This window comes from Streptomyces sp. NPDC017246 (assembly GCF_044331325.1).
Classification (GTDB): domain Bacteria; phylum Actinomycetota; class Actinomycetes; order Streptomycetales; family Streptomycetaceae; genus Streptomyces.
The window spans coordinates 195,991-208,742 of sequence record NZ_JBIRMW010000015.1; the positions used below are offsets into that span (position 1 = coordinate 195,991).

Here is a 12,752-nt window from a genome sequence, read left to right on the forward strand (position 1 = left end):
CCGCCCGGCCCGCCGGATCCCCCCGGGCCCCGGCCGCCGGGCGGGGCCCTCGCGCGAGGCCCGATAATGGGCCCGTGGCCAGGAACAAGCAGCGCGACCGGGCGGCCGCCGCCGCCTCCGTCGTCGAGACCGTCGACGGCGGACTCGCCGAACTCATACCCGACCGGGAACGCGCCCGCGCCTGGACACTGCTCATCGACGGCGCCCCGCAGTCCCATGTGGACCTCGACGACCCGGCCCACCTCGCCTTCGAGTACCAGCGGCGCCTCGGCCACATCGCCGACCTCGTCGCCCCGCCGAACAGGCCGCTCCAGGTCGTCCACCTCGGCGGCGGCGCCTTCACCCTCGCCCGGTACGTCGCCGCGACCCGGCCCCGCTCCACCCAGCAGATCGTGGAACTCGACGGGGCCCTCGTCCAGCTGGTCCGCCGGGAACTGCCGCTCGACACCGGAGCCCGGATCAGGGTCCGCTCCACCGACGCCCGCGCCGGACTCGCCAAGGTCCAGGACGGCTGGGCCGACCTGGTCATCGCCGACGTGTTCAGCGGGGCCCGCACCCCGGCCCATCTGACCAGCACCGAGTTCCTCGCCGAGGTGCGGCGGGTGCTGCGCCCCGACGGCTTCTACGCGGCGAACCTCGCCGACGGCCCGCCCCTGACCCATCTGCGCGGCCAGATCGCCACGGCCGCCTCCGTCTTCCCCGAGCTGGCGCTGACCGCCGACCCGACGGTGCTGCGCGGACGCCGCTTCGGCAACGCCGTGCTGCTGGCCTCCGGCCGGGAGCTGCCGGTGGCCGAGCTGACCCGCCGGGTCGCCACCGACCCGCACCCGGGCCGGGTCGAACACGGCCGGGCGCTCGCCGACTTCGCCGGGGGAGCGGCGCCGGTCACCGACGCGAGCGCCAAGCCCTCGCCCGTACCCCCCGCGTCCGTCTTCCGCTGACGTCGCCGGGGCCCGTCCCCGGGCTCAGACGGCGCGGTCCTCGATCTCCACGCGGGGCGCTGTGTCGTGCCAGACGCAGAAGACGGACAGCTCACGGCCGTCGGCGGTGAACGTGACCCGGACCCAGCTCGGCTGCTTCCACACCTGCATCTGCCAGCCGGAGGCCGGGGTCGCGGAGACCAGCTCGGCCGAGGTCTCGCCCAGGTCGAAGGTGACCCGGCCGCCGTCCACCGTGTAGCTCTTCACGTTCGAGCCGGAGTCGGCGGGGGCGGTGGAGGGGGCCTCGGTCGTCGGCTTCGGCTGCCGGGACGGGGGCGTGGACGGGGTGGCCGGGGCCGAACGCCCGGCGCTCGGCGTGGGCTTCGTCGTGGCGGGTGCGGAGGGCTCGGTGGTGTCGGGCCGCCGGGTCGAGGAGGTCAGCGGATCGCTGCCGGCCGCGACCGGTTCGTCGGCGCTGCCGGCCGGGAGGGGAAGGGCGCGCGGGGGGTCGTACACCGTGCCGGACAGCACCGTGTGCACTCCCCACCAGGACAGCGTGACCGCCGCGCCGGTGGCGAGCGACCAGGCCAGGGCGTGAACGAGTCCTCTTCGCATCCGGGCCATACTGCACCACACCACCGGGACCTCCGTCGGAGGGTGGCCACTCCTTCACATTCCCCCGAATGGCGTACGGTGCGGCCCATGGCAAGTGTGCTCGTGGTCGAGGACGACCAGTTCGTGCGCTCCGCCCTCATCCGTCAGCTGTCCGAGGCCTCCCACACGGTACGGAGCGTCGGTACGGCTCTCGAGGCGTTGCGCGAGGTCGCCCATTTCCGTTTCGACGTGGTCATCCTCGACCTCGGACTGCCCGACCTGGACGGGTCCGAGGCGCTCAAGATGCTGCGCGGAATCACCGACGTACCGGTGATCATCGCGACCGCCCGGGACGACGAGGCGGAGATCGTACGGCTCCTCCACGCCGGGGCCGACGACTACCTCGTGAAGCCCTTCTCGGTCGACCACCTCTCGGCCCGGATGGCCGCCGTCCTGCGCAGGGCCCGGTCCGGCGCGGGCGAGGTGTCGCCGTCCCAGGTGATCCGGGTCGGCGGGCTCACCGTCGACCCGCTGCGCCGTCAGGCGGAGCTCGACGGGGCGCCGCTGGACCTCACCCGGCGCGAGTTCGACCTGCTGGCCTTCCTCGCCGGGCGGCCCGGCGTCGTCGTCCCGCGCAAGGAACTGCTGGCCGAGGTGTGGCAGCAGTCGTACGGGGACGACCAGACCATCGACGTACATTTGTCATGGCTACGGCGGAAGTTGGGCGAAAAGGCCGCCCGGCCCCGCTATCTGCACACCCTGCGCGGCGTCGGTGTGAAGCTGGAGCCGCCCCGGGAGCCGCAGCCGTGAGATGGGCGCTCGTCAAGGTGTCGCTGGCCGTCACCGCCATGGTCGTCTTCGCCTTCGCCGTACCCCTCGGGCTCGTCGTCAAGGAGATGGCCCGCGACCGGGCCTTCTCCAACGCCGAACGGCGGGCCGCCGGCCTCGCCCCCGTGCTCGCCATCACCACCGACCGCGACGAGCTCGACAAGGCCGTCGCCACCACCGAGGACGGGGCCGCCGGACGGCTCGCCGTGCACGTGCCCGCCGGCGAACCCGGCGCCACGGCCCTGGAGATCGGCACCCGACGGGCCGGTGAGGAGGAGCTCGCCGCCACCCGCCGGCTCGGCCGGGCCTCCATCGCCGAGGTCCCGGGCGGCTTCGTGCTGCTCCAGCCCACCGCCCTCAGCAGCGGCGAGGTCGCCGTCGTCGAACTCTTCGTCCCCGAGGACGAGGTGTCCAACGGCGTCGCCACCGCCTGGCTGGTCCTCGCCGGAGTCGGCATCGCCCTGATCGTCGGCTCCGTCGCCGTCGCCGACCGGCTCGGCGTCCGGATGGTGCAGCCCGCCCAGCGGCTCGCCGGCGCCGCCCACGACCTCGGCGAGGGCAGGCTCGGCGCACGCGTCCCCGAGGAGGGCCCGCCCGAACTCAAGTCGGCCGCCGTCGCGTTCAACTCCATGGCCGACCAGGTCGTCCAACTGCTCGCCAACGAAAGGGAACTGGCCGCCGACCTCTCCCACCGGCTCCGCACCCCGCTCACCGTGCTCCGCCTCAACGCGGCCTCGCTGGGCTCCGGTCCGGCCGTCGAGCAGACCCGCGCGGCCGTCGAGCAGCTGGAGCGCGAGGTCGACATCATCATCCGCACGGCCCGCGACGCGAAGCCGCAGACCCAGGCGACCGGTCCCGGCGCGGGCTGCGACGCCGCCGAAGTGGTGCGTGAGCGGATGGAGTTCTGGTCGGCGCTCGCCGAGGACGAGGGCCGCAGGGTCCGGGTCGCGGGCGTCGAACGCCCCGTCCGCATCCCGGTCGCCCGCCCCGAGCTCGTCGCCGCCCTCGACGCCCTGCTCGGCAACGTCTTCCGGCACACCGCCGAGGGCACGGCCTTCTCGATCGACGTCCACAACGGCGACGACGCCGTCATCGTCCTGGTCTCCGACGCGGGCTCCGGCATCGCCGACCCCGCAGCCGCGCTCGCCCGGGGCAACAGCGGTGCCCGGGACGGCTCCACGGGTCTCGGCCTCGACATCGTGCGGCGCATGGCGGAGGCCACCGGCGGCGACGTCCGCATCGGGCACTCGGTGCTCGGCGGCACCGAGGTCCGGATCTGGATCGGGCTCGACGGGCGCCGCACGGGCGGCGCCGCCGGCCGCCGCGGACACCGCCCGCCCCGCCGCCGGCGCGGGGGCACGGGCACCCGCCGGGCCGTCGACGGCTGACGGGGACCGGCCGGGCCGTCGACGGCTGACGGAACCGGTCGGACCGTCGACGGTCCGGCGAGTCCCCGCCGGCCGGCGGTGACCGACCGGGCCGCCGCCGGCCGACGGGGACTCGCCGGGCCCCCAACCTTTCCTGGTTCCGATGCCTCCCTTAAGCGGACCCTAAGGATCCCCGTCGGCGTCCCCGGACGCCCGTTTGTCCGTTCCCCGCTCGCTAGCGTGCTGCCGCACCCCTTCCCCACCCCCCAGCACGCAGAGGCAGGCACGCGATGGGCACCAGTTCGCACCGGCGCACGGCGAGCACCAGGACCAAGGTCGTCGGAGCGGTCGTCGCCGCGGCCGTGGTCGGCGGCGCCGCGTTCGCGCTCACCGGTACGGCCCAGGCCGCCGCGGTCGGCGCCGCGTACACCAGGACCAGCTCCTGGACCGGCGGCTACACCGGTCAGTACGTCGTCACCAACGAGACCTCCGCCGCCCAGTCCGACTGGACCCTGGAGTTCGACCTCCCGGCCGGGACGACCATCGGTTCCCTCTGGAACGGCGAGCACACCGTCTCCGGCAGCCACGTCACCGTGAAGCCCGCGAGCTGGAACAAGCAGCTCGCGCCCGGCCAGTCGGTCACCGTCGGCTTCGTCACCGCGGCCGCGGGACAGGCCGGCGACCCCGCCAACTGCCGTATCAACAAGGCGGCCTGCTCCGCCGGAGGCACCGCCCCCACCCCCAGCGGCCGCCCCACCGAGCAGCCCACCGCCACGGCCTCCCCCTCGGCCACCGCGAGCCCGAAGCCGACCGCCACCGCCACGGCCACCGCGAGCCCGAAGCCGACGGCCACCGCGACCACGGCGCCGACCCCCACCCCGACGCCCACCGCGACCGCGACCGGCGCCCCCGTCGCCGCGGCCCGGTACGCCCCCTACGTCGACACCTCGCTCTACCCGACGTACGACCTGCTCGCGACCGCCGACGCCACCGGCGTGAAGGAGTTCAACCTCGCCTTCATCACCTCCGGCGGCTCCTGCGCCCCGCTGTGGGGCGGGGTCACCGACCTGGCGAACGACAAGGTCGCCGCCCAGATAGGCGCCCTGCGCGCCAAGGGCGGTGACGTCCGGGTCTCCTTCGGCGGCGCCGCCGGTCACGAGCTGGCCCTGAACTGCTCGTCCTCCTCGGCGCTGGCCGCCGCGTACGGCAAGGTCGTCGACCAGTACAAGCTGACCAAGGTCGACTTCGACGTCGAGGGCGCGGCCCTGCCGGACACCGCCGCCAACACCCGCCGCTCGCAGGCGATCGCCCAGCTCCAGAAGTCCCACCCGGGTCTGAACGTCTCCTTCACCCTGCCGGTCATGCCCGAGGGTCTGACCCAGCCGGGCGTGGACCTGCTCGCCGACGCCAAGCGCAACGGGGTCCGCATCGACGCCGTCAACATCATGGCGATGGACTACGGGCCGGCGTACAGCGCCGACATGGGGACGTACGCGATCCAGGCCGCGACCGCGACCCAGGCCCAGATCAAGGGCGTCCTCGGACTCTCCGACGCGGCCGCCTGGAAGGCCGTCGCCGTCACCCCGATGATCGGCGTCAACGACGTCGCCAGCGAGATCTTCAAGGTCGACGACGCCACCCAGCTCGTCGACTTCGCGAAGTCCAAGGGGATCGGCTGGCTGTCGATGTGGTCCTCGACCCGTGACAGGCAGTGCGCGGCGGGCGCGTTGAACTACGCGGACGCCACCTGCTCCTCGATCCTCCAGCAGCCGCTGGCCTTCACGAAGGCCTTCGCCGCCTACAAGTAGGACCCGCGGCACCGCCCCAGGAGCCATTTCGCCCCCCCACCGCGCGCCCCGGCCGGAGACACCCCACCTCCCGGCCGGGGCGCGCACCCCTTTTCCCGTGCCGCCGTCGAATGTCTTCGACGATTCCCGGACCTTGACCGTGTTCTGACAGCACCTCAATAGTGGGAGCGCTCCCATTCAATCTTCGACGGGATATCCATGCGCAGCACACGCCCTCTGCTCGCGGGGCTCGCCCTCACCGCGGGCCTCCTCGCGGGAGCGGTACCGGCCACCGCCGCCCCCACCCCCGCCGAGCCCCCGGCCGCCGCGGCCGCACCCGCCTCCTCCTACACCTGGAAGAACGTCCGCGTCGACGGCGGCGGCTTCGTCCCCGGCATCGTCTTCAACCGGACCGAGAAGAACCTCGTCTACGCCCGCACCGACATCGGCGGCGCCTACCGCTGGAACCAGGCCGCCTCCACCTGGACCCCGCTCCTCGACGCCGTCGGCTGGGACCACTGGGGCCACACCGGCGTCGTCGGCCTCGCCTCCGACGGCGTCGACCCCGACAAGGTGTACGCGGCGGTCGGCACCTACACCAACGACTGGGACCCCGGCAACGGCGCCGTCCTCCGCTCCGCCGACCGGGGCGCCACCTGGCAGCGCGCCGACCTCCCCTTCAAGCTCGGCGGCAACATGCCGGGCCGCGGCATGGGCGAGCGGCTCGCCGTCGACCCGCACAGGAACAGCGTCCTCTACCTCGGCACCCCCAGCGGCAACGGCCTCTGGCGCTCCACCGACTCCGGCGTCACCTGGTCGAAGGTCACCTCCTTCACCAACCCCGGCGGCCACCAGCAGGACCCCACCGACACCAGCGGCTACAACTCAGACCAGCAGGGCATCGTCTGGGTCACCTTCGACGAGTCCACCGGGACCGCCGGCAGTGCCACGAGCACGATCTACGTCGGCGTCGGCGACAAGCAGAACGCCGTCTACCGCTCCACCGACGCCGGTGCCACCTGGACCCGGCTCCCCGGCCAGCCCACCGGGTACCTCGCCCACAAGGGCGTCCTCGACGCCGAGAACGGCTACCTCTACCTCGCGTACAGCGACACGGCGGGCCCGTACGACGGGGCCAAGGGCCGGGTCTGGCGGTACGCCACCGCCACCGGCACCTGGACGGACATCAGCCCCGTCGCCGAGGCCGACACCTACTACGGCTTCAGCGGTCTCACCGTCGACCGGCAGCACCCCGGCACCGTCATGGTCTCCGGCTACAGCTCCTGGTTCCCCGACACCCAGATCTTCCGCTCCACCGACAGCGGCGCCTCCTGGACCAGGGCCTGGGACTACACCTCGTACCCGAACCGGTCCAACCGCTACACGATGGACGTCTCCTCCGTGCCCTGGCTGACCTGGGGCGCCGACCCGGCCCCGCCCGAGCAGACCCCGAAGCTCGGCTGGATGACCGAGGCCCTGGAGATCGACCCCTTCGACTCGAACCGCATGATGTACGGCACGGGCGCCACGGTGTACGGCACCCAGGACCTCGGCAAGTGGGACACGGGCACGCCCTTCACCATCCGGCCCATGGTCCGGGGCCTGGAGGAGACCGCCGTCCTCGACCTGGCCTCGCCGCCCTCCGGGGCCCCGCTGATCAGCGCCCTCGGCGACATCGGCGGCTTCCGGCACACGGACCTCGCCAAGGTCCCGTCGATGATGTTCACCGGCCCCAACTTCACCTCCACCACCAGCGTCGACTTCGCCGAGACCAAGCCCGACACCGTCGTACGCGCCGGGAACCTCGACGGCGGTCCGCACGTCGCCTTCTCCGCCGACAACGGCGCCAACTGGCGCGCCGGACAGGAGCCTTCGGGCGTCACCGGCGGCGGCACGGTCGCCGCGTCTGCCGACGGCACCCGCTTCGTCTGGAGCCCGGACGGCACCGGCGTCCACACCGGCACCGGGAGCGCGTGGACGGCCTCCACCGGCATCCCGGCCGGCGCGACCGTCGAGTCCGACCGCGTCGACCCGCTCACCTTCTACGGCTTCACGTCCGGCACCCTCTACGCCAGTACGGACGGCGGCGCCTCCTTCACCGCCCGCGCCACCGGCCTCCCCGCCAAGGGCGACGTCCGCTTCAAGGCCGTCCCCGGGAGGAAGGGCGACATCTGGCTCTCCGGCGGCGCCCCCGACGCCACGTACGGCCTCTGGCACTCCACCGACGGCGGCGCCACCTTCACCCGGATCTCCGGCGTCGAGCAGGCCGACACCGTCGGCTTCGGCAAGGCCGCCCCCGGAGCCGCCTACCCCGCCCTCTACACGAGCGCGAAGATCGGCGGCGTACGCGGCATCTTCCGTTCCACCGACGCGGGCGCGAGCTGGGTCCGCGTCAACGACGACGCCCACCAGTGGGGCTGGACCGGCGGCGCGATCACCGGCGACCCCCGCGTCTACGGCCGGGTGTACGTCTCCACCAACGGCCGCGGCATCATCTACGGCGACACGAGCGAGACCGGCGGCGGAGACGGCGGCACCACCGAGCCGCCCGCGCCCACCGGCGCCTGCAAGGTCGCCTACAAGGTGACCAACCAGTGGCAGGGCGGCTTCCAGGCCGACGTCACCCTCACCAACACCTCCACCACCGCGTGGACCGGCTGGACGCTCGGCTGGGACTACCCGGCGGGCCAGCGCGTCGGCCAGATGTGGAACGCGACCCCCGTCCAGACCGGCACCGCCGTCACCGCCCGGAACGCCGGCTGGAACGGCGCCGTCGCCGCCGGGGGCTCCGCCTCCTTCGGCTTCACCGGCACCTGGACCGGCACCAACCCCGTACCGGCCGCCTTCACCCTCGGAGGCGCGACATGTTCCGTCGCCTGATCACCGGAGCCGCCCTCCTCGCCGCGGTCCTCGTCCCCACCGCGCCCGCCTCCGCCGCCGACACCCTGCTGCGGGACCTCGCCGCGGCCCGGGGGATCCATCTCGGCACCGCCGTCACCGGGGGGAAGCTCACCGGCGGGTACGGGGACCTCGCCGGGGCCCAGTTCGGCTCCCTCACCCCCGGCAACGAGATGAAGTGGGACTCCGTCGAGCGCACCCGGGGCACATACGACTGGAGCGGCGCGGACCGCGTCGTCGCCTTCGCCGAGGCCCACGGCCAGCAGGTGCGCGGCCACACCCTCGTCTGGCACAGCCAGCTCCCCGGCTGGCTCACCGGGGGCAGCTGGACCGCCGCCCAGCTCCGCACCCTCATGACCGACCACGTCACCGCCGAGGCCGGCCGCTACAAGGGCCGGATCGGCCACTGGGACGTCGTCAACGAACCGCTGAACGAGGACGGCACCCTGCGTCCGTCCCTCTGGGGCGCGGCCCTCGGCGAGTCGTACATCGCGGACGCCTTCCGCGCGGCACGCGCCGCCGACCCGGCCGCGAAGCTCTATCTCAACGACTACTCCACCGACGCCGTCGGCGCGAAGAGCGACGGCATGTACGCCCTGGTGAAGCGGCTCCTCGCGCAGGGCGTCCCGGTCGACGGGGTCGGCTTCCAGGCCCATCTCGTCCTCGGCCAGGTCCCCGCCTCCCTGGAGGCCAACCTGCGCCGCTTCGCCGCACTCGGCGTGGACGTGGCGATCACCGAGCTGGACATCCGGATGACCCTGCCCGCGACCGACGCGAAGCTGGCCCAGCAGAAGGCGGACTACGCCTCCGTCCTGCGCGCCTGCCTCGCCGTCACCCGCTGCGCGGGCGTCACCGTCTGGGGCTTCACCGACTCCGACTCGTGGATCCCGGACTTCTTCCCGGGTCAGGGCGCGGCGACGCCGTACGACGAGAACCTCGCGCCCAAGCCCGCGCACGCCGGGATCGCCGAGACACTCGCCCCGGTGACCCCACCCGCCCCCGGTGTGTGCTCCGTCACATATGCGGTCACCAGTCAGTGGACGGGCGGTTTCACGGCCCAGGTCACCCTCCGGAACACCGGCACGGCCCCGCTGAACGGCTGGACGGTGCGGTGGACCCAGCCCGCCGGCCAGCGGGTCACCCAGGCGTGGAACGCGACGGTCGCCCAGACCGGGGCGGAGGTGACGGCCTCGCACCTCCCGTACAACGCGACGGTCCCGCCGGGCGGCACGGCGGCCTTCGGCTTCAACGGCTCCTGGTCGGGCGCCAACCCGCCCCCGACGGCCCTCACCTGCGCCGCCGGAACGTAGAAAAGACTCAGGCCCCGGTTCTTTCGAACCGGGGCCTGAGCCATCAGGGTGAGTAACGGGACTTGAACCCGCGACATCCTGGACCACAACCAGGTGCTCTGCCAGCTGAGCTATACCCACCATGCCCGGCGGTTTTCCCGAAGGTTTCCCCGACCGGCCGAGAAGAAGTCTACAGGGTTCTGGAGGGTGCTCGCGCCCCCATTGATCGGGGGCGCGAGCAGGCCCTATGCGAAGGGGGTCATTCGGCCGGAACGACGTGACGGGCCGCGATCCGCTTCGCGGTCTCCGAGTCCGGACCGGGCTGCGGGACGAAGACCGCCTCGCGGTAGTAGCGCAGCTCCGCGATGGACTCGCGGATGTCGGCGAGCGCCCGGTGGTTGCCGTTCTTCTCCGGACTGTTGAAGTACGCCCTCGGGTACCAGCGGCGGGCCAGCTCCTTGACCGAGGAGACATCGACGATCCGGTAGTGCAGGTGGCTCTCCAGGGCGGGCATGTCCCGGGCGAGGAAGCCGCGGTCCGTGGAGACCGAGTTCCCGCACAGGGGTGCCTTGCCGGGTTCCTTGACGTGCTCGCGGATGTACGCGAGGACCTGGGCCTCCGCGTCGGCGAGCGTGGTGCCGCCGGCGAGCGCGTCGAGCAGCCCCGAGGCCGTGTGCATCTGGCGCACGATCTCGGGCATGGTCTCCAGGGCCGTGTCCGGCGGGCGGATCACGATGTCCACCCCGTCGCCGAGCACGTTCAGTTCCGAGTCGGTGACCAGCGCGGCCACCTCGATGAGTGCGTCGTCCGTCAGCGAGAGCCCGGTCATCTCGCAGTCGATCCACACCATGCGATCGTTCATGCGTCCACCTTAGGGGCTCTTCCCCCCGCCCGAGCGGGTCGGGCGTCCCGAGCAGCCCTGAGGGCGCCCGGGGAAGGTCTCCCCGGGCGCCCTCAGGTCCTGCGATGCGCGGCTTGTGGCCGCGCGGCTCTACGGCGCGCTGCGCTGGCCCGGGAACGACGGGCGTCCCGGAGCGTAGACGTCGGACTGCGGCTTCCCCTGCTCCAGCGGGGACGCCGGGCGGCGGATGCCGGCCGAGACCTGCGCGGGCACGACCGAGTCGAGCACGGCGGTGCCGACCTCACCCTGCGGCCGCCGGGCACGGTACGCCGCCCGGTAGGCGGCCGGCGAGGAGCCGAGCTGGCGCCGGAAGTGGCCGCGCAGTGCCACCGGGGACCGGAAGCCGCATCTGCCCGCGACCTCGTCGACCGAGTAGTCGGAGGTTTCGAGCAGCCGCTGCGCCTGGAGCACCCGCTGGGTGATCAGCCACTGGAGCGGCGCCGAACCGGTCAGCGAGCGGAACCGGCGGTCGAAGGTCCGCCGTGACATGTACGCGCGGGCGGCCAGGGTCTCCACGTCGAACTGCTCGTGGAGGTGCTCCAGCGCCCAGGCGACGACCTCGGCCAGCGGGTCGGCGCCGATCTCCTCTGGTAAAGACCTGTCGAGGTAGCGCTCCTGACCGCCGCTGCGCCGCGGCGGGACGACCAGCCGGCGCGCCAGGGCGCCCGCGGCCTCCGTGCCGTGGTCGGTCCGCACGATGTGCAGACACAGATCGATTCCGGCCGCCGTGCCGGCGGAGGTCAGCACGTCCCCGTCGTCGACGAAGAGCTCCCGGGGGTCCACATGGACCGACGGGTAGCGCTTGGCGAGCGTCGGCGCGTACATCCAGTGCGTCGTCGCCGGGCGGCCGTCGAGCAGACCGGCCGCGGCGAGGACGAACGCCCCGGTGCACAGACCGACGATCCGCGCGCCCTCCTCGTGGGCACGGCGCAGCGCTTCGAGCGCCTCCGGCGGCGGCGGCGAGGTGATCGACCGCCAGGCCGGGACGACGACGGTGCCCGCCCGGCTGATGGCCTCCAGGCCGTACGGCGCGGTCAGTTCGAGTCCACCGGTGGTCCGCAGCGGGCCGTCCTCGCCCGCACAGACGAGAAGCCGGTAGCGGGGCACCCCGGCGTCCTGCCGGTCGATGCCGAAAACGGAGAGCGGGATGGAGCTCTCGAAGATGGGGCCGCCACTGAACAGCAGCACCGCGACGACTTCGCGACGGCGGCGCCCGGTCAGTTTCCGTGCGGCCTCCGGTGCGGCGGAGTCCTGGCTCATGACGCTAAGCCCCCCTCGGTGTTCGCGTCTCCCTGGTCGTGTCGCTCCTGCACGTTTCCCCTCGGTTTTGCACGAGACCCCAGTCTTCGGTACCCATGATCGAATCTACTGTGTCCTGTGGCGCCGGCGTGACAAGTTCTCCATCCGGTGGATTGTCGACAAGGCCACTTGGCGCGAAGCGATCGATCGCGAAGTCTTCCGTCCGGCGGCCGCCGGGGGAAGGGGCGGTGCGGCGAACGCCCCCGTACGCGGGGGGTGTGAGCCCTTGTGGCGGGGCATTTTCGGGTGCCGGCGCCGGGGTTGGGCAACCGTTCCGCCAAGGACTCGCCGACAGATGGAAGTTGGCTGAAAACATATCGGTTCGCGTGTACGAACCTGTCAACTCCACGGGGGTCGGGACCGGCGGGCGCCCCGATTGGGAGCGTTTTGTCCCCGGCTACTCCCTCAACCGCGCCGCCGGCCGCGGGCACCCTCGCCGCGCAGCCCCCGTTCCGAGCGGCGCAACAGCACCCGGCAGGCCGTCGTCACCGAGACGAGACCGAGCGCGGTCCCGGCGGCGCCGCCGAGCGAGGTGCCGCAGACGACGAGGACCACCGGGACGAGCACACAGCAGAAGGCCGCCCAGCGGACGACGTCGCCGGCCTGCTCCGCCGGCCCCGCGACCGGCACCACGCCCACCACCGCCGGCGCGGTTCCCGGATCGTGATCCGGGTCCGGCCGGCCGGTCGCGGAGAGGACGGGTGCCCGACGGCGGCCGCGGGGGGCGCCGAGCGCGGCGGCGGGGACGGTCGGGGTCTGGCCTGCGGCGGTCGATGGTGCGGGCACGGGCGGTCTCCCTGCGACGGTGGGCTGGACCTGTGGGCAACGAGGAGCGGAACCCTCCGGTCACTCTGGGCGACGTCCGTTTG

At 73.2% G+C, this 12,752-nt stretch carries 10 protein-coding genes and 1 tRNA gene; 6 read left to right on the top strand and 5 right to left on the bottom strand.

Annotation, left to right across the window (positions count from 1 at the left end):
- Positions 1 to 74: 74 nt before the first annotated feature.
- Positions 75 to 941 carry a spermidine synthase gene (locus ACH4MY_RS30015; protein ID WP_398006854.1) on the top strand — a complete coding sequence of 289 codons (867 nt, stop codon included), beginning with the start codon at positions 75 to 77 and terminating at the stop codon, positions 939 to 941.
- A 24-nt stretch (positions 942 to 965) separates the two neighbouring features.
- On the opposite strand, the gene ACH4MY_RS30020 is transcribed toward ACH4MY_RS30015, so the two are convergent.
- Complete coding sequence (locus ACH4MY_RS30020) at positions 966 to 1,544, bottom strand: hypothetical protein (protein WP_398006896.1); 579 nt, start codon at positions 1,542 to 1,544, stop codon at positions 966 to 968.
- 78 nt (positions 1,545 to 1,622) lie between these two features.
- Between ACH4MY_RS30020 and ACH4MY_RS30025 the strand changes: the two genes are divergently transcribed.
- The 5 genes from ACH4MY_RS30025 to ACH4MY_RS30045 all read left to right on the top strand — a co-directional run bounded on the left by ACH4MY_RS30025 (position 1,623) and on the right by ACH4MY_RS30045 (position 9,704).
- Positions 1,623 to 2,324: a response regulator transcription factor gene (locus ACH4MY_RS30025; protein ID WP_398006855.1), complete on the top strand. Its 702-nt coding sequence runs from the start codon at positions 1,623 to 1,625 to the stop codon at positions 2,322 to 2,324.
- Positions 2,321 to 3,730 (top strand): ATP-binding protein, encoded by a 1,410-nt coding sequence (locus ACH4MY_RS30030; protein ID WP_398006856.1) that lies wholly within the window; start codon positions 2,321 to 2,323, stop codon positions 3,728 to 3,730. The genes ACH4MY_RS30025 and ACH4MY_RS30030 overlap by 4 nt, the downstream gene beginning before the upstream one ends.
- Before the next feature lie 269 nt (positions 3,731 to 3,999).
- A complete protein-coding gene (locus tag ACH4MY_RS30035) occupies positions 4,000 to 5,517 on the top strand; it encodes a cellulose binding domain-containing protein (protein WP_398006857.1) in 1,518 nt (505 codons plus the stop codon).
- A gap of 198 nt (positions 5,518 to 5,715) precedes the next feature.
- Positions 5,716 to 8,376 carry a cellulose binding domain-containing protein gene (locus ACH4MY_RS30040; protein ID WP_398006858.1) on the top strand — a complete coding sequence of 887 codons (2,661 nt, stop codon included), beginning with the start codon at positions 5,716 to 5,718 and terminating at the stop codon, positions 8,374 to 8,376.
- Positions 8,361 to 9,704 (top strand): endo-1,4-beta-xylanase, encoded by a 1,344-nt coding sequence (locus ACH4MY_RS30045; protein ID WP_398006859.1) that lies wholly within the window; start codon positions 8,361 to 8,363, stop codon positions 9,702 to 9,704. Before ACH4MY_RS30040 ends, ACH4MY_RS30045 begins: the two co-directional genes overlap by 16 nt.
- A gap of 47 nt (positions 9,705 to 9,751) precedes the next feature.
- Here the strand turns inward: ACH4MY_RS30045 and ACH4MY_RS30050 are convergent.
- The 4 genes from ACH4MY_RS30050 to ACH4MY_RS30065 all read right to left on the bottom strand — a co-directional run bounded on the left by ACH4MY_RS30050 (position 9,752) and on the right by ACH4MY_RS30065 (position 12,669).
- Positions 9,752 to 9,824 (bottom strand) — tRNA-His (locus ACH4MY_RS30050).
- A 118-nt stretch (positions 9,825 to 9,942) separates the two neighbouring features.
- Complete coding sequence (gene orn / locus ACH4MY_RS30055; RefSeq protein WP_398006860.1) at positions 9,943 to 10,545, bottom strand: oligoribonuclease; 603 nt, start codon at positions 10,543 to 10,545, stop codon at positions 9,943 to 9,945.
- Positions 10,546 to 10,674: 129 nt separating this feature from the next.
- Positions 10,675 to 11,844: a helix-turn-helix domain-containing protein gene (locus ACH4MY_RS30060; RefSeq protein ID WP_398006861.1), complete on the bottom strand. Its 1,170-nt coding sequence runs from the start codon at positions 11,842 to 11,844 to the stop codon at positions 10,675 to 10,677.
- A 444-nt stretch (positions 11,845 to 12,288) separates the two neighbouring features.
- Complete coding sequence (locus ACH4MY_RS30065) at positions 12,289 to 12,669, bottom strand: hypothetical protein (RefSeq protein ID WP_398006862.1); 381 nt, start codon at positions 12,667 to 12,669, stop codon at positions 12,289 to 12,291.
- Positions 12,670 to 12,752 lie beyond the last annotated feature (83 nt).